This window comes from Rhodococcus sp. KBW08 (assembly GCF_003852455.1).
In the GTDB taxonomy this organism is placed as follows: Bacteria; Actinomycetota; Actinomycetes; order Mycobacteriales; family Mycobacteriaceae; genus Rhodococcus_F; species Rhodococcus_F baikonurensis.
This window is the reverse complement of record NZ_QAJJ01000028.1, coordinates 181,348-199,633: the sequence shown is the minus strand read 5'-3', so window position 1 is coordinate 199,633 and position 18,286 is coordinate 181,348. Positions and strand designations below refer to the sequence as shown.

The following is an 18,286-nucleotide window of genomic DNA, read 5'->3' as shown; positions in this document are numbered from 1 at the left end:
AACGCCATGCAGAGGTGTTTCACCTGTAAGGCCATCGGTCCGGGAGGCAACTGTCCTGTCGCGTGCAGAGGGTGCATCGATCGAGGGTAACTGTCCCGAGTGCTCTGTACGGAGACCTTGCGGAGTCATGCAGGCTGCGTGCACCGAATGTCATTTGTAGGGGGCGGGTTGCGGCATGAATCGTTGGTTGGCAAGCGGAGCGGATGGCAGGAGTCGAACCTGCGTGGACGGTTTTGCAGACCGCTGCCTTGCCGCTCGGCCACACCCGCATTGATCCAATTATGTTCGTAGTGAACAACAATTGCCATGATTGTGATCAGAGTGAGTTGATCGCTGTGTGCCAGGCCCTTGGTATAGCAGTGAACTGCCGGGCTAGGAGCGCGAGAACACCGCGACCAGGAATTCGGAATTGTCCTTGAACGGGCGAAGATCCCACGTGGAGAGCAGCAGATCAACCTCGAGACCACTCGTGGTCGCGTCGGCGAGAAACTCGGGGAACTCGTAGCCACGTCCGGCCCCGAATCCGATGACCACTCGGCCGCTCGGAGCGAGATGACGAGCAAATCCTGCCAACACTGCCTGCCTGGTGGACGGGGCGAGAAATGCCATCACATTGCCTGCCGACACGATGACGTCGAAATCCGCCTCGACCCCGCGGGCGGGTAGATCGAGCTCGGCGAGGTCGCCGACAAGCCACGTCGGGCCCGGGTGGTCCTCCTCCGCGGCAGCAATGAGAACCGGGTCGACGTCTACTCCGACAACCACATGACCGACGTCGTGCAGATAACCGCCGAGTCGGCCCGGCCCGCACCCGGCATCGAGAACCCGGCCACTGCGTCCGAGCATCGCGTCGATCAAACGTGCTTCCCCGACAATGTCCTTGCCGTCCGCTCTCATCGAACGGAATCGCTCCACATACCGTGTGGAATGCGTCGAGTCGGCTGCAGTGATCTCTTCCCACTGGCTGGGGACGCGCTCGTTCGGGGCCTGTGCAGTCATTCTTCGAGGGTACCGACAGCTCACCGGGTGCCGACTACCGTCCCGTCTGCGGCGTATCCGACGAGGGTTGGACGCGGGAATGTGAGCGACAATGGAATCCACCCGTAGAAGCGGTCTTCGGCAAGAATTGTGGGATAGATATTGCCATCAGCGGTGTGAAGTTCGGCCCGAACGGCGCCCCCCGCGCCTGCGTCGTAGGTCGCCTCGTGCGGGCCAGCTTCGTAACCGGCTCCGCCCCCGAATGAATCTGCGCCGTACAAGTCGTCGTTCGATCTGCAGCCGTGTCCGAGGCTGGTGAATTTCGACGGTCCAATCTTGTCGACGTCGGCTGACGGCTCGAAAACCGGGGCGACGCACCTCCATCCGTCCTCGCCGTGGGCGACGAAGACGCTGAACAGGGATCCGTCAGGTCCGGGAATGGACCCGACCCGCTCGGCGGTGGACGGATCTATTCCGCCGTTGGTTCCCGGCATCGTCTGCCAACCGGAGTACATGTCGGTAAACGGTTTCGGCATCATCGCCGTGGCAGCGGCGCAGCCCACCACCACTGCTGCGCAGATCGCCGCGACGAGAACGAGGGCACCGACTTGGCGGCGTGGAGTTTTGGTTGCTCCAATGTTGTTTTCGGTAGCCATGATTCGGGTGCGTGCGGCATCCTGGACCTTCTCGGGCCAGAATTCTGTGGTAACCGCATCGGTCGGCCGCAGCATCTCGAGCGTGGTCAGAAGATCTTTGCTCATGGGGTACTCCCGTGTTCGGCGGCAGCGCAAGGTCGAGTGACGTTGATCGGGATCGCGGTGACGGATTCTGGTGTCAAACCGCTGCTCAATCGACGCCGAGCGCGAAAGAGACGAACGTGCATGGCTGGCACCGAACACCCGGCGACCCGCGCTGCTTCGGTGGCGGTCAATCCGTCCCAGGCAGTCAGGAGTAGAGCTTCACGCTCGATGACGGTGAGTGTTGCCAGTGCTTCGAGAAGTTCCGTGCGGTCGGTGACAGTGACGTCGGCGCCCGGCGTCGATGCCGCAATCTGCTCGATTCGTCGCATCTTCTCGGTGAGCGCATCATTGCGTCGAACGCTTCGACGGCTGTTGTTCACGGTGTTTCGAGCTACCACCAACAGCCAGGGCAGAGCCTGCTCGGGCACTTCGTCCAAGCGTCGCCAGGCAACGAGGAACGTCTCGGAGACAACTTCCTGTGCGCTGTGATGATCGACGTGGCGGCAGGTATACGCGAACACCCGACCGGCGTAGTCGTCCCACAAGGCGGTGAAACGCTCTTCGTCGCTCGGTGGCGGCCTGTCCTCGGTTTTCGGCGTCATGTGAAGAGATGTCCGGCTGGTCGCTGATCCTTACAGCGTGGGCGTCAGTAGACGGTTTGCCGTGCTACTCCGTCCGAGGATTCCGACTGTCAGAAGCAACAACGCCAGGATGTACAGCGTCATGATCCAGATGCCGGCAGCGGCAGGCTGCCATTTGTTCGCCTGACCGAGCAGGATGAGGGCGTCAGAGGCGAGGAACAGTGCGCCGCCGATACCGGTGATCGTGTTGTACGCCAGTGCGGTAGATGCGGTTCCCACCAGGATTGCGGCGTACACGGGGACGGCAATTCGAAGTGCCGGTTCGAGCCCGGTCCAGGCATACGACACAAGAGCGATCCCGGCGACGGTGTAGGAGCACAGAAACCATGGCCGCCTTCGCATCTCCCGAAAAGCGCCGTGCGAGAGAAAGAATCGGATGAAACAGAGGTGACCGATCGCGAAGGCTGCCATCCCGATGACGAATGTGGAGTCCCAGATCAGGAACAGGTCTCCGAAAGCGCAGGCAATCAAGGCAGCAGCAACAATTCTCGGTCCACGATGACCGACAACCCAGGCAGCCAGAATCGGCGCGAGCATGACCTTGGTGATCCCGTCCCAGGGCTCAGCATCAGCGGCATTCAGGATCAGATGAATAATCGCTACCGCGGAAAACCCTACGAACCAGGGCGACCGGATGATGCTGGTCAGTCCGGCAGAACGATCGGATTCACGCATCGCCTCAGTGTACGAAGTCCGCTGCACGCTCGGCGAGGTCGAGCGCCGGCTGGGGGAGTATGCCGAGGATGAGCGTGACACCGGCGCCGAGGCCGATCACACTGCTGGTCAGCGCACTCGGCACCATGACGGTCGGAGCGTCCGCGGCCGATTCGGTGAAGAACATCAACACGATCACTCGCACGTAGAAGTACGCGGCGATTGCGCTGCACAGGACGCCGACGATCACCAGAGGTGCGGCGCCACCCTCGGCAGCCGCGCTGAACACCGCGAACTTTCCGATGAACCCACTGGTCAACGGAATCCCGGCGAAAGCCAACAGGAACAGCGCAAACACGACCCCGACCAGTGGTGAGCGCCGGCCCAATCCGGCCCAGCGCGTCAGCGTCGCGACCTCACCGTCTGCGTCCCGAACCAGACTCACGACGGCGAACGCGCCCACTGTGCTGAATCCGTAAGCCAGAAGATAGAACATCGCCGACGCGAGGCCGGCGTCCGAATCCGCAACCACTGCGGTCAGAATGAATCCGGTGTGTGCGATGGCCGAATACGCCAGCATCCGCTTCATATCGGTCTGCGTCACGGCGACGATCGATCCGACAACCATCGTGAGAATCGCGACCGCCCACATCAGCGGACGCCAGTTCACGTATTCGTTGGGCAGGGCTACGTAGAAGACACGAAGGATGGCGCCGAATGCGGCGATCTTGGTCGCCGTCGCCATGAAACTGGTGATCGGCGTCGGCGCCCCTTGATAGACGTCGGGAATCCACGAATGGAACGGCACGGCACCCACTTTGAACAGCAATCCCACCGCCACGAGTGCTGTCCCGAGCCACAGGAAGGCATCGGTCCCCGACCCGATGCGTGCTGCGTCGGCGATACCGGAGAGAGTGACCGTCCCGGCATAGCCGTACAGCAACGCGATTCCGAAAACGAAGAACGCCGACGAAAATGCCCCGAGCAGAAAGTACTTGAGCGCAGCTTCCTGGGAGAGTAGGCGACGTCGACGTGCCAGCCCGCACAGGAGGTAGAGAGGCAGTGAGAACACCTCGAGCGCAACGAACATCGTCAGCAGATCGTTCGACGCGGGAAAAAGGAGCATGCCGCCGACCGCGAAGAGGGTGAGCGGAAAGACTTCGGTCTGGGCGATACCGACCTTGACTGCTTCTTGTTCCGCAACGCTTCCCGGGACGCTCGACGCTTGAGGAGTGAAACTGCCGAGCGCGTCGTGTTGCGCGATCACCTCGGCGGTGTTGCCCGATCCACGTTCGGCGATCAGCAGTACTGCGGGGATCGACACGAGAAGGATGGTCGCCTGCAGGAAGAGCGTCGGACCGTCGACCGCTACCGAACCCATCATCGCCGTCGACCGCGTACCGGCCAGCAGAAGCACTGCCACGAATGCGGCCGCCAAACCTGCGACACCGAGGACGAGTTGCACGGGGTATCGAATACGCCTGGGCGCGAACGCTTCGATGAGTACCCCGAGCACCGCCACACCGAACACGATCAACATCGGCGAGAGCAGGCTGTATTCGATACTGGGTGACGCCGTACCGGCTGAACCGAGAACGGTCACGTCGGTGAAGGAACTCATTTGTGGGCACCTCCTTCGTGGTCGGCGACAAGCGGTGTCGGCGCCTCGTCGACGACCGTGTGGCTCACTGCAGGAGTGATGACGTCCAAGGCAGGCTTGGGGTAGATGCCGAGAAGCAGCAGGAGAGCGATCAGAGGGGCGACCACCACGAGCTCACGTCGCGCGAGGTCGCGGATCGTTCCCTGCCCTTCCTTCACTGGTCCGCCCATCATTCGCTGATAGAGCCAGAGTATGTAGATCGCGGACAGCACGAGCGCAGCAGTCGCCGCGATGGCAGCGACGTGATAGCGCGAGTACGTTCCGACGAGCACCAGGAATTCACTGATGAACGGAGCCAGACCCGGCAGCGACAGCGTTGCCAGGCCCGCAACGAGGAAGGTCCCGGCCAGGACGGGTGCGACTTTCTGAACGCCGCCGTAGGCTGCGATCGATCGCGTACCCCGCTGTGAGACCAGGAATCCCGCGATCAAGAACAGTGCCGCCGTCGAGACACCGTGGTTGACCATGTACAGCGCGGAACCGGCCTGGCTCTGGCTGGTCATCGCGAAGATACCGAGAATGATGAAGCCGAAGTGTGAAATCGACGTGTAGGCGATCAGGCGCATGACGTCTGTCTGCGCGATAGCCAGTATCGCGCCGTAGACGATACCGATCACAGCTAGCGTGATGATCCACGGTGCAAAAGTCGACGACGACTCCGGGAACAGTTGCAGGCAGTAGCGAATCATCGCGAACGTGCCCACCTTGTCCACGACCGCCATCATCAACACCGCTGTCGACGGAGTCGATTCCACCGCGGAGTCCGGCAACCAACTGTGTAGCGGCCAGAGCGGTGCTTTCACCGCGAACGCGAACATGAATCCGAGGAACAATGCGTTGAGCACCCCGGGTCCCACACCGAGTTCACCGCTGTTTGCCGCTGAGGCGATCGCCCGGAAATCGAAAGTGCCGCTGGTGAAGGGACTCTCGTCGCGGGTGGTGACCACGTACAGGCCGATGACCGCAGCGAGCATGACCAGGCCGCCGAGGAGGTTGTAGAGCAGAAACTTCACCGCAGCGCGAGATCTACCCACTCCACCGAACCCGCCGATGAGGAAATACATCGGTATCAGCATCGCCTCGAAAAAGATGTAGAACAGGAGAATGTCCAAGGCGCTGAACGAAATCATCACCATGGACTCGACAACAAGGATCAGAGCGAAATAGGTGTGCGGCATCCGTTTGGGTGATGCCGGGTCTGCAGGGACGTCGTTCCAGCCGGCGATCAGAAGCAGTGGGACCAGCACGGCGGTCAGGAGAACCAGAACGAGGGCGATGCCGTCGAGTCCGAGTGTGTAGGTCGTACCGAATGCCGGTATCCAGCTGTGACTTTCGACGAACTGAAACTGCTCGCCGCCGCGGTCGAACGCAACTCCGAGCCCGGCGGCGACCACCAGAACCACCACGGAGACAGAGAACGCGAGGGACTTCGCAAATTGGTACGACCGTGCCGGCAGAGCGAGGACAACACCAGCTCCGATGAGCGGAAGCAGCCAGAGCACCGTCAAGGCGGGGAAGCCGGCATTGGTCACAGAGTCGCTCACCGCTGCTTCGATCACCACAGTTTCGATCACCACAGTGTCACCGCCATCATTGTCGCGACCACGAGTGTTGCTCCGACAAACATCACCAGCGCGTACGAACGAACGAACCCGGTCTGCAATCTCCGCGTGAGCGCGGACAACCCGGTGACGACCACCGCAAAGCTGCCTACGACGCCGCCGATTCCCTTGGTGTCGACCACTTCCAACGACTTGGTGAGTTGTTGTCCCGGCTTCATGAACACCGTCTCGTTGAAGGCGTCACCGTACAGATCGTGGCGAGCCGCAACGGTCAACGGTGAAACCGGAGTCGGTGCCACCAGTGGAATCTCCCGGGTGGCGTACTCGCGATAAGCAATCGCGATGCCGGCGGCAACTGCGAGCAGTGCCAGCGCGGTGATCGACCATGCGGGTATCGGCGGTTCGACGTGATGGGAGCCGACAACCGGTTCGAGCCAGTTCTGCAAGCTGGACCCGATGGTCAGGAGCAGGCCGGCGCCGACGGACCCCACCGCCAAGATGATCATCGGTGACGTCATCACCGCCGGAGATTCGTGAGGTTTCTGGTTCTCCCAGCGGGCCTTCCCGAAGAAGGTCATCAGCATCACGCGGGTCATGTAGAAGGCAGTGAGCGCCGCACCCAAGAGCGTGACAATGCCCAGCACCACCCCCTTGACGCCACCCTCGCCGATTGCAACCTCGATGATCTTGTCCTTGGAGAAGAACCCGGCAAACGGCGGAACACCGATGATGGCAAGGTAACCGAGCCCGAACGTGACAAAAGTCAGTGGCATGAACGCTCGGAGTCCGCCGTAGCGCCGCATGTCGGTTTCGTCGTTCATCGCGTGCATCACGGAGCCTGCGCCGAGGAACAGGCCCGCCTTGAAGAATCCGTGGGTGATCAGATGAAGGATTGCGAAGGCGTATCCGGCTGGTCCGAGTCCCGCGGCCAGGACCATGTAACCGATCTGACTCATGGTCGACGCCGCGAGGGCCTTCTTGATGTCGTCCTTCGCGCAGCCGATGACTGCACCGAACAAGAGCGTCACCGCACCGACGATGACAACCACGAGCTGAGCGTCGGGTGCGAGATCGAAGATCGGATTGGAGCGCACGATCAGGTACACACCGGCAGTGACCATCGTGGCAGCATGAATAAGGGCCGATACGGGGGTGGGGCCCTCCATTGCGTCGCCGAGCCACGACTGCAGCGGCACCTGGGCGGACTTCGCGCACGCAGCGAGGAGGAGCATGAGACCGATCGCCGTCAGGACACCTTCGCTTGCGCCGGACGCGTCGGCGAAGACGTTGCTGAACGCGAGCGAGCCGAAGGTGCTGAACATCAACATCATTGCGATCATCAATCCGATGTCGCCCACCCGATTGACGACAAAAGCCTTTTTGGCCGCCGTCGCCGCCGACGGCTTGTGCTGCCAGAATCCGATGAGCAGGTATGACGCCAAACCGACGCCTTCCCAGCCGACGTAGAGTCCGAGGAAGTTGTCGGCGAGCACGAGGAGCAGCATCGCAGCGAGGAAAAGATTGTGGTACGCGAAGAACTTTCGACGCTCGGGGTCGTGCGCCATGTAGCCGACCGAGTAGATGTGGATCAGTGAACCTACACCGGTGATGAGCAGAACGAAACACATCGACAGTTGGTCCAGCTGCAGTCCGAACTCGACCTGAAGACTGTCGACCGGGACCCAATTGAACAGGTGCTCGGTGACGGTGCGGTCGGCGGTGTCGCGGCCGAGCATGGCGATGAAAAACACCACTGCGACGACAAACGACGCGAGAGCCATGACGCAGGCGAGTAGGTGACCCCACGCGTTCGTGCGACGACCGGCCAGCAAAAGGACAGCGGCGCCGCACAGCGGCAGAGCGGGGAGCAACCAGATGGCGGACGTGATTCCTCCTGACATGTCAGTACTTCAGCAGGTCTGCGTCGTCGACGGATACAGAACGCCGAGATCGGAAGATGATCATGATGATTGCCAGACCGACGACTACTTCGGCCGCAGCGACCACCATCGTGAAGAAGGCGAAGATCTGGCCGTCCAGATTGCCGTGCATGCGCGCGAAGGTCACGAACGCCAGGTTGGCGGCGTTGAGCATCAATTCGATACACATGAACACCACGATGGCGTTGCGGCGCAGGAGGACTCCCGCGGCCCCGATGGTGAACAACAGGACGGATAGGTACAGGTAGTTCTCGGGATTCATCGCTGAGACTCCTCACCGGTACTCGGATCCGGGGATCGCGGAGTGAGCGCGCTGCTGACAGAAAGGGCCGAGAACGATCCGTCCGGCAACAAGGCCGGCATGTCCACCGCGTTGTGACGTGCGTACACACCGGGACTCGGGAGTGGAGTGGCGGAGCCCTTTTCGGGATTGCTCTCATCACTGCCCAGGTACGTGAACCGTTGCTGCGAGAGTTCGCGTTGGCTGAGCGTGGCTCCGATCTTCTCCCGGTGCGCGAGCATCATGGCGCCCAGTGTCGCCGTGATCAGTAGTGCTCCGGTCAGTTCGAAGGCCCAGACGTAGCGGATGAAGATGAGATCGGCGAGAGCGTCGATGTTGCCCTGGTCGAGTCCGGTGAAACCGGTGAAGCCCGAGATCGACGCATTTCCGAGTCCGCCGATGAGCAGCAACCCGAAGCCGACGCCGATCACGATCGCGCTGACTCGTTGTCCCCGTAGTGTTTCGACCAAGGAGTCCGAAGAATCGACGCCCACGAGCATTAGGACGAACAAGAACAACATCATCACCGCGCCGGTGTAGACGACGATCTGGACGACACCCAGGAACAGCGCGCCCTGCACGATGTAGAACACGGCCAGGATGATCATCGTCATCGCGAGGAAGAGCGCAGAGTAGACGGCCTTGGGGGCGGCGACGACACCCAAAGCGCTGATCACCGTAAGGGTTCCGAGGATCCAGAATTGCACCGCCTCGCCGGTGGAGGTCGATGTCATCGTTCCCTCCGCCAGGATCGTGGTCGTGACCGCCCCGATCATTTCTCGGCCTCCGGGTTCGGCTCTTGCTCGGGTGCCGCTCGTTCGGGTGCTGCTGCGATGTCGCCGCGGTAGTAGTCGTCCTGAGTTGTGCCGGGACGCAGCGCGTGTGGTGGCGCTGCCATGTCGGGTTTCAGGGGCGCGAGCAGTTGGTCTTTCTCGTAGATCAACCCAGCTCGGTTATCGTCGGCCATTTCGTATTCGTTGGTCATCGTGAGGGCCCGAGTGGGGCAGGCCTCGACGCAGAGGCCGCAGCCGATGCACCGCAGGTAGTTGATCTGATACACCTGCCCGTAGCGCTCACCGGGGGAGAACCGTTCTTCTTCGGTGTTGTCAGCGCCCTCGACGTAGATCGCATCGGCGGGGCAGGCCCAGGCACACAGCTCGCAACCGATGCACTTCTCGAGTCCGTCCGCATACCGGTTGAGTTGATGGCGACCGTGGTATCCGGGCGCGGTGGGGCGCTTCTCCTCCGGATAGAACTCGGTCTCGGGTTTCTTGAACATGGTCGAGAGCGTCACTCCGAAACCCGCGATAGGTCCGAGGAAATCAGGCATGGGAGTCCTCCGATGTGTCGGAAACATCTGTGCGCCGCGGCGGTGGCACGTTCTGACCCGGCAGTTTTCGGGCCGGCAGTGATTGACCTGGGAGCGGTGGAACCGGGAAGCCACCCGACAGACCATCGAAAGGCAGGAGCTCCGAATCGGGCACCGACGAGGCAGTTCGGCGTCGGCCGCGGTAAGTCCCGGCCAACACCGCCAAAAGTCCAGCTCCGAGAACCAGTGCGACGCCGAGGAGTACGAGCCACGTGTTGTAGCCCTCGTTGCGGAACGCACGAACGGTCGCGATCACCATCACCCACACCAAGGCTGCGGGGATCAGAATCTTCCAGCCGAGATTCATGAACTGGTCGTAGCGCAACCGCGGAAGGGTGCTGCGCAACCAGATGAAGACGAAGAGGAAGCCCCACACTTTGGCGACGAACCACAGCACGGGCCACCAACCGGAATTTGCGCCGTCCCACAGGTTGAACGGGAACGGTGCGTGCCACCCGCCCAGAAACAGCGTCGTGGCCAGAGCGGACACCGTCACCATGTTCACGTACTCGGCCAGCATGAACATCGCGAATTTGAGTGAGGAGTACTCGGTGTGGAACCCGCCAACCAGCTCACCTTCGGCCTCGGGAAGGTCGAAAGGGGCTCGGTTGGTTTCGCCGACCATCGCTGTCACGTAGATCAGGAATGAGGGCAGCAGAAGAAAGATGTACCAGGCACCCTGTTGGGCGCTGACGATGCCGGACGTGGACATCGTTCCGGCGTAGAGGAAGACGGCGGCAAAGGACAACCCCATCGCCACCTCGTAGGAGATGACCTGCGCGGTCGATCGAAGTGCGCCCAGTAGTGGATACGTCGATCCCGAAGACCAGCCGGCAAGCACGATGCCGTACACACCGATCGAGGTCACGGCCAGGATGTAGAGAACGCCGACCGGCAGATCGGTCAGTTGCAGAGGTGACCGGGTTCCGAAGATCGACACCTGCGGACCGAACGGAATGACGGCAAACGCCATGAACGCCGGGACGACCGCGATCACGGGCGCGAGCAGATAAATCGGCTTGTCGGCGCCGGTCGGCGTGATGCCTTCCTTGAGGGCGAGCTTGATTCCGTCAGCGAGACTCTGGAGCATTCCGCGGGGGCCGACGCGGTTCGGTCCGACACGCATCTGCATGCGCGCCATCACTTTTCGTTCCGCGTAAATCGCCACCAGCGGGGTGAGTACGAGGAACACGAAGATGGCGAGCGCCTTGCCGATCACCAACCACCATGGGTCGTGCCCGAACGCCGACAGGTCGACCGGCGCAGCGACGCTCTCGTACTCGTGGGCGGTCATTGCGTTCCCGCCTTCGCGATCTTCACGACAGATCCCGCGGTGGCGCAGAGTGTTTCGTAGACGGTGCTACCCGGTGAATTGAGCGGCAACCAGACAGTTCGAGGTGGTAGTTCGGTGATTTCCAACGGCAAAGTGACGGTGCCGGATTCAGTCGACACGGCAACCTGATCACCGTTATCGGCTTCGATCTCGGCGGCGGTCTCGGCCGACAAACGCACGAGGGGGGATCGAGCAGTACCGGCCAGGTTGGGTTCGCCGTCCTGCAAACGACCATTGTCGAGCAACATCCGCCAACTCGACAACACCGCTTCGCCTTGCGCCGGTGACGGCGCGGTTGCTGCCGGTACCTGGGGTGGGGTGGGGCGCGATCCGGACCATGCTCCGAGGCGGTGTATCTCCGCGCGCGCAGAAGCTGCGTCGGGCAGGCCAAGATCGATACCCATCTCGGCTGCGATCGCGTGGAGAACGCGCTGATCGGGCATTACGCCTGTTGTTCTCAATGCCGTGTCGAACACACGCTCGCGGCCTTCCCAGTCGAGGAAGGTTCCGGGCTTCTCGGCGACCGGTGCCACCGGGAAGACGACGTCGGCGAGTTCGGTGACTTCGCTGTGACGGATTTCCAAGCTCACCACGAATCCGGCGGCTTCGATCGCGGCGCGTGCCTTCGCCGGGTTCGGTAGGTCACTCAACTCGACGCCGCCGATCAGTAGCGCAGCAGTCGTCTGCCCCGAATCCAGGAGGCTCGTGGTATCGCGACCGTCGGACGTCGGGATGGGGGCGTCCCACACCGATTCCACCTCTCGACGTGCCATCGCGTCCGCAACGAGGCGTCCACCGGGAAGCAGTCCCGGTAGCGCGCCGGCCTCGACGGCGCCGCGATCACCAGCGCGGCGGGGGACCCAAGCCAGAGAAGCTCCCGTCGCTTCGGCGAGACGGACCGCGGCCGAGAAGCCGCCCGCCACCTCACCGAGTCGTTCGCCCAACAGGATCACCGCACCGGGCCGTCGGAGAAGCTGTCCCTCCGCACTTTCCAGGCGGGCCAACGAATCCATCAGAGCTGCTTCACTTCCGGGAACGGTCCGAAGCAAAGTGCCGCCCATCTTCTGCAGGCCCCGAGTAGCGAATGGCGCGCAGGAGAGCACGGTTGTCTTGCCGAAACGAGCGGCTTTGCGTAGCCGCAGAAAGACGATCGGTGACTCCTCCTCGGGCTCGAGAGCTACCAGCAATGCAGTCGGGGCAGATTCGAGATCCTGGTACGTCACCGACTCTTCGAGCGTGCGGCCCGCGACGTGAGCTGAGAGGAAACCGCTCTCTTCGGCCGAATGAGCACGGATTCGGAAGTCGATGTTGTTGGTAGTGAGGGCAACTCGCGCGAACTTGCTGTAGGCGTAGGCGTCCTCCCTGGTCGAGCGCCCACCGACGAGTACGCCTGCGTCACCGCGGGCCTGCGCGAAGGATCGCGCAACGAGGTCGAGTGCCATGGGCCACGACGCCGGAATCAATTCGCCGTCAGCGTTGCGGATGAGGGGAGTGGTGATCCGGTCACCTTGGGTCGTGTACGTGAAAGCGAAACGGCCCTTGTCGCAGTTCCACTCCTCGTTGACGTCGGGGTCGTCGCCGGCGAGGCGACGAAGAACCTTGCCGCGACGGTGGTCGGTGCGCTGGGCACATCCGTCGGCGCAGTGTTCACACACGCTGGGGCTGGACACCAGATCGAACGGTCGCGCCCGGAATCGGTATGCCGTACTGGTGAGCGCACCGACCGGGCAAACCTGGATGGTGTTGCCCGAGAAGTAGGACTCGAAGGGCTCGTTGGCGTAGATCCCGACCTGTTGAAGCGCGCCGCGCTCGAGGAGTTCGATGAACGGGTCGCCGGCGATCTGACTCGAGAATCGCGTGCATCTGGCGCACAGGACACAACGCTCGCGGTCGAGGAGGATCTCGGACGAGAGGGGGATGGGCTTGGGGTAGGTTCTTTTCTCCTCGCCGAACCGGGATTCGGTGCGACCGGTCGACATCGCCTGGTTCTGGAGCGGACACTCGCCGCCCTTGTCGCACACGGGGCAGTCCAGAGGGTGGTTGATGAGCAGGAGTTCCATCACCCCGCGTTGGGCCTTCTCGGCCACAGGCGACGTGAGCTGTGTGGTGACCACCATTCCGTCCGCAACCGGTGTCGTGCAGGACGCCACCGGCTTGCGCTGACCTTCGACTTCCACGATGCACTGACGGCAAGCACCGACCGGATCCAGAAGGGGATGATCGCAGAACCGCGGAATCTGGGTGCCGATCATTTCCGCAGCGCGAATGATCAACGTGCCCTTGGGTACCTGGAGTTCGCGGCCGTCGACGGTGAGAGTGACGAGATCGGTCGGCGGTGCCGCATCGGCTCCGGTGGTGGCATTCGTGGTGGCGTCGGCTGCAGTCATGAGACGAACGCTCCTGTCGCGAGTACGGACCGGCGAGGATCGAACGGGCATCCGTTGCCGTCGAAATGCGCTACGTATTCCTCACGGAAGTACTTCAGGGAGGACATGATCGGGCTGGTCGCTCCGTCACCCAACGCACAGAAGGACTTTCCGAGGATCGTGTCGGAGATGTCGAGAAGTTTGGTGAGATCGGCTTCGGTTCCTGTTCCACCTTCGAGTCGCCGCAGGATCTGCACCAGCCAGTACGTACCTTCGCGGCACGGCGTGCACTTGCCGCAGGATTCGTGGGCGTAGAACTCGGTCCATCGCAACACTGCGCGCACGATGCAGGTTGTGTCGTCGAATATCTGCAGTGCCTTGGTGCCCAGCATCGATCCCGCGGCGCCGACGCCCTCGTAGTCGAGTGGTACATCGAGATGTTCCTCGGTGAAGATCGGCGTCGACGATCCGCCGGGAGTCCAGAATTTGAGTGTGTGTCCAGCGCGAACCCCGCCTGCGTATTCGAGCAGCTCGCGCAGAGTGATCCCGAGTTCAGCCTCGTACTGGCCGGGCGTGGTGACATGGCCCGAGAGCGAATACAGCGTGAATCCCGGTGACTTCTCAGATCCCATCGACCGGAACCACTCCGGGCCGCCCAGGACGATCGACGGAACACTCGCGATGGACTCGACGTTGTTGACCACGGTCGGGCAGGCATAGAGACCGGCGACAGCGGGGAACGGCGGCCGCAGTCGAGGCTGACCGCGTCGTCCCTCCAACGAATCGAGGAGGGCCGTCTCTTCCCCGCAGATATAGGCGCCGGCTCCGGCATGGACGACGAGATCCAGATCGAAACCCGAACCGAGAACGTTGCGGCCCAGATATCCGGCCGCGTAAGCCTCGGCGACGGCGGTCTGCAGGCGTCGCAGAACCGGGACAACCTCGCCTCTGACGTAGATGAACGCCTTCGCTGCTCGAATTGCGTACGCCGCGATGATGACGCCCTCCACCAACGTGTGGGGAGTCGCCATCATCAAGGGCATGTCCTTGCATGTGCCCGGCTCGGACTCGTCGGCGTTGACGACGAGGTAATGCGGCTTTCCGTCTCCGGGCTTGTCTGCAGAGGTCTGCGGGATGAAGCTCCACTTGAGGCCTGTCGGGAACCCGGCGCCGCCGCGCCCCCGAAGGCCCGCGTCCTTGACCGTCTCGATCACGGCATCGGGGGAGCCGTCGAGCGCTTTGCGTAGGGCCTGATAACCGTCGTGACGTAGGTAGCTGTCGAGGGTCCACGAATTCGGTTGATCCCAATAGCGACTCAGGACGGGGGCGAGTGTCATGTCACTTCCCTTCGCCGGGAGTGTCGGCCGCGGAGGCCGAGCCGGGTGGGTTGTCGTCGTGAGATCGGCTGATACGTAGTCCGGCAAGAGTTGCCCCGCCGATGGTTTGTGCTTCGGCTGCTTCGATTCTCGTATCCGGGAAACCGGCCAAGGTGCGCGCGGTCTGTCGGAACGAACACAGTGTGGCACCGCGACTGGGAGTCACGCGTTCTCCGGCGCGGAGCGCATCGACAAGTGAGCGCGCCGATTCCGGAGTCTGGTTGTCGAAGAACTCCCAGTTGATCATCACGACGGGGGCGTAGTCGCACGCCGCATTGCACTCGATGTGTTCGAGGGTGATCTTGCCGTCGGACGTCGAGATGGATTGTCCGCCTTCGTCTCTGGAGCCTGTCGAGCCCAGGTGCTCTTCGAGTGCCGCGAGGATGTCGTCTCCGCCCATGATCGCGCACAGCGTGTTGGTGCAGACTCCGACCAGATACTCACCCGTCGGCCCCCGGCGATACATGGAGTAGAAGGTGGAAACGGCGGCGACCTCGGCGCCCGTCAAACCCAGCTTGGCACTGCAGAAATCGATCCCGGCCGGGGTGATGTAACCGTCCTCGGACTGCACGAGATGAAGGAGTGGCAGGAGGGCAGATCGACTGGTGGTCGCGGCGGCGTCAGGCTCACGGTAACGAGCGACCAGGGTTTCGGCGTCGGCGTCGAGTCGGGCGAGGACGTCGGGTGGATAGCTCGATCGTGCGCCAGGACGTACCAGTTGCGTGGGCTCCTCCGGGCGCGGCCCGAGTTCGATGAACACCCGTGACGAGCCGTTCGGGCCGGTCATCGGTCCACTCCGCCCATGACGGGATCGATACTGGCAACCGAGGCGATCACGTCGGACACCATGCCTCCCTCACACATCGCCGCCACCGCTTGAAGGTTGGTGAATGACGGATCCCGGAAATGGACGCGGTACGGCCGGGTTCCCCCGTCGCTGACCATGTGCACCCCCAGCTCTCCACGTGGAGACTCGACGGCGACGTACACCTGACCGGGCGGCACGCGGATACCCTCGGTGACCAGTTTGAAATGGTGAATGAGACCTTCCATGGAGGATTCCATGATCTTGGCGATGTGCTTCTGCGAGTTGCCGAGGCCATCCGGTCCGACGGCGAGATCGGCAGGCCAGGCGATCTTCCTGTCTTCCACCATGACCGGCCCGGGTTGGAGCTTGTCGAGGCACTGCTCGACGATCTTGAGGGACTCCTTCATCTCCTCGACGCGGATGACGTATCTTCCGTAGCAATCCGATCCGTCGTGCGTCACGACGTCGAACTCGTAGTTCTCGTAGCCGCAGTAGGGCTGCGCTCGACGCTGATCGTGGGGGAGACCCGTGGCGCGAAGGACCGGTCCTGTCACCCCGAGCGCCATACAGCCGGTCAGATCGAGATATCCGATTCCCTGGGTGCGGGCCTTCCAGATGGAGTTGTCGCTGAGCATCAGTTCGACGTCACGCAACCGCTTCGGTAGGACTTTCAACAGGTGTCGAATCTTCGCGACCGACCCGTCGGGTAGATCTTGAGCGAGACCGCCCGGCCTGATGTAGGCGTGATTCATCCGCAGTCCGGTGATCGTCTCGAACACGTCCAGAATCAATTCGCGTTCGCGGAATCCGAACAGCATCGCCGTCACGGCGCCCAGTTCCATCCCGCCGGTCGCCAGGGCGACAAGATGTGACGAGATCCGATTGAGTTCCATCATCATCACGCGAATGACGGTGGCTCGCTCCGGAATGTCGTCGGTGATGTCGAGAAGTTTCTCGACCCCGAGGCAGTACGCGGTTTCGTTGAAGAACGGTGACAGGTAGTCCATTCGAGTAACGAAAGTGACGCCCTGCGTCCAGTTCCGGAATTCGAGATTCTTCTCGATTCCGGTGTGCAGGTATCCGATTCCACATCGAGCTTCCACGACCGTCTCACCCTCGATTTCGAGAATGAGGCGCAAGACCCCGTGAGTGGACGGATGCTGCGGACCCATGTTGACCACGATCCGTTCGGCCTCGCCGGTTCGCTGGCGGGCGGCCGCGGTGACTATGTCGTCCCAGTCCTGTCCCGATGCTGTGACGACGGTTTCCGTCGCGGCACCGGAGTTGGTTCCTGTCGTCTCGTTCATCAGTTGTACGACCTACGCTCGTCGGGAGGCGGAGTCTGGGCGCCCTTGTACTCGACCGGGATACCGCCGAGCGGATAATCCTTCCTCTGTGGGTGCCCCTTCCAGTCGTCTGGCATCTCGATGCGGGTCAGGGCCGGATGACCGTCGAAGACGATCCCGAAGAAGTCGTACGTCTCGCGTTCATGCCAGTCATTGGTCGGGTAGATCCCGACGATCGACGGAATATGCGGATCGGAATCCGGCACAGATACTTCCAGCCTGATTCGTCGGTTGTGCGTGATAGAGGCAAGTGGATACACGGCGTGCAGTTCACGACCGGTGTCCTGCGGGTAGTGCACTCCGTCGACACCCAGGCAGAGCTCGAAGCGAAGATCCGGTTCGTCGCGCAGTCTGCGCGCAACCTGCGGCAGGTGGGAGCGTTCGACGTGCAGCGTCATCTCGTCTCGAAAGATCACTACTCGCTCGACTGCATCGGTGAAAGTGCCACCCGCGCTGCTCAATGCCGCGTCCAAGGAATCCGCGACTGCATCGAAATATCCGCCGAAAGGTCGAGAAGCCTTGTCCTCCAGAGAGATCGGAGGGGCGAGCCTGCTGTAGCCCGAGGTGTCGCCAGTTCCGCGGACCCCGAACATCCCTCTCGCGCCGGTGTTACCCGAGGTCATCGCAGAAGCCCCTTCATATCGATGGTGGGGGTGGATGCCAGTGCGGCGCGCTCGGCTGCCGCGCGTGCCTCTTCGCGGTTCACGCCGAGGGGCATCTCCTGGATCTTTCGGTGCAGTTCGATGATCGCGTTCAGGAGCATCTCCGGCCGCGGCGGACAGCCGGGCAGGTAGATGTCGACCGGCACGATGTGGTCGACGCCCTGAACCACTGCATAGTTGTTGAACATTCCGCCGGACGACGCGCACACACCCATGGCCAGAACCCATTTCGGCTCGGCCATCTGGTCGTAGACCTGACGAAGTACCGGGCCCATCTTTTGACTGACCCGCCCGGCCACGATCAGAAGATCTGCCTGTCGCGGCGACGCGCGGAAGGCCTCCATGCCGAACCGCGCCAGGTCGAAGCGGCCGGATGTGGTTGCCATCATCTCGATGGCGCAGCACGCGAGCCCGAAGGTGGCAGGCCACAGTGAACCTTTGCGGACATAACCTGCAAGGCCCTCGACCGTGGTCAGTAGAAATCCGCTGGGGAGCTTTTCTTCGAGACCCATATCCGACTCTTTTCAGTCGTAACAGCTTCGGTGTGACCGGTTTTGTCTGACTTCTTTGT

17 protein-coding genes and 1 tRNA gene are annotated in these 18,286 nt (G+C 62.2%); all 18 read right to left on the bottom strand.

Annotated features, from left to right (window positions below; all coding sequences use genetic code 11):
• Nucleotides 1-198 precede the first annotated feature (198 nt).
• The 18 genes from DBV08_RS29910 to DBV08_RS29825 all read right to left on the bottom strand — a co-directional run bounded on the left by DBV08_RS29910 (nucleotide 199) and on the right by DBV08_RS29825 (nucleotide 18,227).
• Nucleotides 199-269, bottom strand: a tRNA-Cys gene (locus DBV08_RS29910).
• A gap of 103 nt (nucleotides 270-372) precedes the next feature.
• Nucleotides 373-999: a trans-aconitate 2-methyltransferase gene (locus tag DBV08_RS29905; protein WP_095970601.1), complete on the bottom strand. Its 627-nt coding sequence runs from the start codon at nucleotides 997-999 to the stop codon at nucleotides 373-375.
• A gap of 20 nt (nucleotides 1,000-1,019) precedes the next feature.
• Nucleotides 1,020-1,739: a hypothetical protein gene (locus tag DBV08_RS29900; RefSeq protein WP_124569773.1), complete on the bottom strand. Its 720-nt coding sequence runs from the start codon at nucleotides 1,737-1,739 to the stop codon at nucleotides 1,020-1,022.
• Complete coding sequence (locus DBV08_RS29895) at nucleotides 1,736-2,320, bottom strand: RNA polymerase sigma factor (RefSeq protein ID WP_124569772.1); 585 nt, start codon at nucleotides 2,318-2,320, stop codon at nucleotides 1,736-1,738. Before DBV08_RS29895 ends, DBV08_RS29900 begins: the two co-directional genes overlap by 4 nt.
• A 30-nt stretch (nucleotides 2,321-2,350) precedes the next feature.
• Nucleotides 2,351-3,034: a lysoplasmalogenase gene (locus DBV08_RS29890; protein WP_095970598.1), complete on the bottom strand. Its 684-nt coding sequence runs from the start codon at nucleotides 3,032-3,034 to the stop codon at nucleotides 2,351-2,353.
• Between the two features lie 4 nt (nucleotides 3,035-3,038).
• A complete protein-coding gene (gene nuoN / locus DBV08_RS29885) occupies nucleotides 3,039-4,634 on the bottom strand; it encodes an NADH-quinone oxidoreductase subunit NuoN (protein WP_124569771.1) in 1,596 nt (531 codons plus the stop codon).
• Nucleotides 4,631-6,235: an NADH-quinone oxidoreductase subunit M gene (locus tag DBV08_RS29880; RefSeq protein ID WP_124569781.1), complete on the bottom strand. Its 1,605-nt coding sequence runs from the start codon at nucleotides 6,233-6,235 to the stop codon at nucleotides 4,631-4,633. The genes nuoN and DBV08_RS29880 overlap by 4 nt, the downstream gene beginning before the upstream one ends.
• Nucleotides 6,236-6,243: 8 nt before the next feature.
• Complete coding sequence (nuoL, locus tag DBV08_RS29875; RefSeq protein ID WP_124569770.1) at nucleotides 6,244-8,136, bottom strand: NADH-quinone oxidoreductase subunit L; 1,893 nt, start codon at nucleotides 8,134-8,136, stop codon at nucleotides 6,244-6,246.
• 1 nt (nucleotide 8,137) lies between these two features.
• Nucleotides 8,138-8,437 carry an NADH-quinone oxidoreductase subunit NuoK gene (gene nuoK / locus DBV08_RS29870; protein ID WP_003942238.1) on the bottom strand — a complete coding sequence of 100 codons (300 nt, stop codon included), beginning with the start codon at nucleotides 8,435-8,437 and terminating at the stop codon, nucleotides 8,138-8,140.
• The gene (locus tag DBV08_RS29865) at nucleotides 8,434-9,231 is read right to left on the bottom strand and encodes an NADH-quinone oxidoreductase subunit J (protein WP_124569769.1); all 798 of its coding nucleotides are present in this window, start codon (nucleotides 9,229-9,231) and stop codon (nucleotides 8,434-8,436) included. The genes nuoK and DBV08_RS29865 overlap by 4 nt, the downstream gene beginning before the upstream one ends.
• A complete protein-coding gene (gene nuoI / locus DBV08_RS29860; protein WP_124569768.1) occupies nucleotides 9,228-9,785 on the bottom strand; it encodes an NADH-quinone oxidoreductase subunit NuoI in 558 nt (185 codons plus the stop codon). Before nuoI ends, DBV08_RS29865 begins: the two co-directional genes overlap by 4 nt.
• A complete protein-coding gene (gene nuoH / locus DBV08_RS29855) occupies nucleotides 9,778-11,118 on the bottom strand; it encodes an NADH-quinone oxidoreductase subunit NuoH (protein ID WP_124569767.1) in 1,341 nt (446 codons plus the stop codon). The genes nuoI and nuoH overlap by 8 nt, the downstream gene beginning before the upstream one ends.
• Nucleotides 11,115-13,544 (bottom strand): NADH-quinone oxidoreductase subunit G, encoded by a 2,430-nt coding sequence (locus tag DBV08_RS29850; RefSeq protein WP_124569766.1) that lies wholly within the window; start codon nucleotides 13,542-13,544, stop codon nucleotides 11,115-11,117. The genes nuoH and DBV08_RS29850 overlap by 4 nt, the downstream gene beginning before the upstream one ends.
• Nucleotides 13,541-14,860: an NADH-quinone oxidoreductase subunit NuoF gene (gene nuoF / locus DBV08_RS29845; RefSeq protein ID WP_124569765.1), complete on the bottom strand. Its 1,320-nt coding sequence runs from the start codon at nucleotides 14,858-14,860 to the stop codon at nucleotides 13,541-13,543. The genes DBV08_RS29850 and nuoF overlap by 4 nt, the downstream gene beginning before the upstream one ends.
• Nucleotide 14,861: 1 nt before the next feature.
• The gene (gene nuoE, locus DBV08_RS29840; RefSeq protein WP_095970590.1) at nucleotides 14,862-15,686 is read right to left on the bottom strand and encodes an NADH-quinone oxidoreductase subunit NuoE; all 825 of its coding nucleotides are present in this window, start codon (nucleotides 15,684-15,686) and stop codon (nucleotides 14,862-14,864) included.
• Nucleotides 15,683-17,014 carry an NADH dehydrogenase (quinone) subunit D gene (gene nuoD / locus DBV08_RS29835; protein WP_095970589.1) on the bottom strand — a complete coding sequence of 444 codons (1,332 nt, stop codon included), beginning with the start codon at nucleotides 17,012-17,014 and terminating at the stop codon, nucleotides 15,683-15,685. Before nuoD ends, nuoE begins: the two co-directional genes overlap by 4 nt.
• Entirely contained in the window at nucleotides 17,014-17,676 is a 663-nt protein-coding gene (locus DBV08_RS29830; RefSeq protein WP_095970588.1) for an NADH-quinone oxidoreductase subunit C, read from the bottom strand. The genes nuoD and DBV08_RS29830 overlap by 1 nt, the downstream gene beginning before the upstream one ends.
• Nucleotides 17,673-18,227, bottom strand: coding sequence for an NADH-quinone oxidoreductase subunit B family protein (locus DBV08_RS29825; RefSeq protein ID WP_095970587.1), 555 nt, complete (start codon nucleotides 18,225-18,227; stop codon nucleotides 17,673-17,675). Before DBV08_RS29825 ends, DBV08_RS29830 begins: the two co-directional genes overlap by 4 nt.
• Nucleotides 18,228-18,286: the final 59 nt, after the last annotated feature.

Coding starts and splice junctions, on each gene's coding strand:
- DBV08_RS29905 (WP_095970601.1), bottom strand. CDS start 999: ATGACTGCACAGGCCCCGAACGAGCGCGTCCCCAGCCAGTGGGAAGAG.
- DBV08_RS29900 (WP_124569773.1), bottom strand. CDS start 1,739: ATGAGCAAAGATCTTCTGACCACGCTCGAGATGCTGCGGCCGACCGAT.
- DBV08_RS29895 (WP_124569772.1), bottom strand. CDS start 2,320: ATGACGCCGAAAACCGAGGACAGGCCGCCACCGAGCGACGAAGAGCGT.
- DBV08_RS29890 (WP_095970598.1), bottom strand. CDS start 3,034: ATGCGTGAATCCGATCGTTCTGCCGGACTGACCAGCATCATCCGGTCG.
- nuoN (WP_124569771.1), bottom strand. CDS start 4,634: ATGAGTTCCTTCACCGACGTGACCGTTCTCGGTTCAGCCGGTACGGCG.
- nuoL (WP_124569770.1), bottom strand. CDS start 8,136: ATGTCAGGAGGAATCACGTCCGCCATCTGGTTGCTCCCCGCTCTGCCG.
- nuoK (WP_003942238.1), bottom strand. CDS start 8,437: ATGAATCCCGAGAACTACCTGTACCTATCCGTCCTGTTGTTCACCATC.
- DBV08_RS29865 (WP_124569769.1), bottom strand. CDS start 9,231: ATGATCGGGGCGGTCACGACCACGATCCTGGCGGAGGGAACGATGACA.
- nuoI (WP_124569768.1), bottom strand. CDS start 9,785: ATGCCTGATTTCCTCGGACCTATCGCGGGTTTCGGAGTGACGCTCTCG.
- nuoH (WP_124569767.1), bottom strand. CDS start 11,118: ATGACCGCCCACGAGTACGAGAGCGTCGCTGCGCCGGTCGACCTGTCG.
- DBV08_RS29850 (WP_124569766.1), bottom strand. CDS start 13,544: ATGACTGCAGCCGACGCCACCACGAATGCCACCACCGGAGCCGATGCG.
- nuoF (WP_124569765.1), bottom strand. CDS start 14,860: ATGACACTCGCCCCCGTCCTGAGTCGCTATTGGGATCAACCGAATTCG.
- nuoE (WP_095970590.1), bottom strand. CDS start 15,686: ATGACCGGCCCGAACGGCTCGTCACGGGTGTTCATCGAACTCGGGCCG.
- nuoD (WP_095970589.1), bottom strand. CDS start 17,014: ATGAACGAGACGACAGGAACCAACTCCGGTGCCGCGACGGAAACCGTC.
- DBV08_RS29830 (WP_095970588.1), bottom strand. CDS start 17,676: ATGACCTCGGGTAACACCGGCGCGAGAGGGATGTTCGGGGTCCGCGGA.
- DBV08_RS29825 (WP_095970587.1), bottom strand. CDS start 18,227: ATGGGTCTCGAAGAAAAGCTCCCCAGCGGATTTCTACTGACCACGGTC.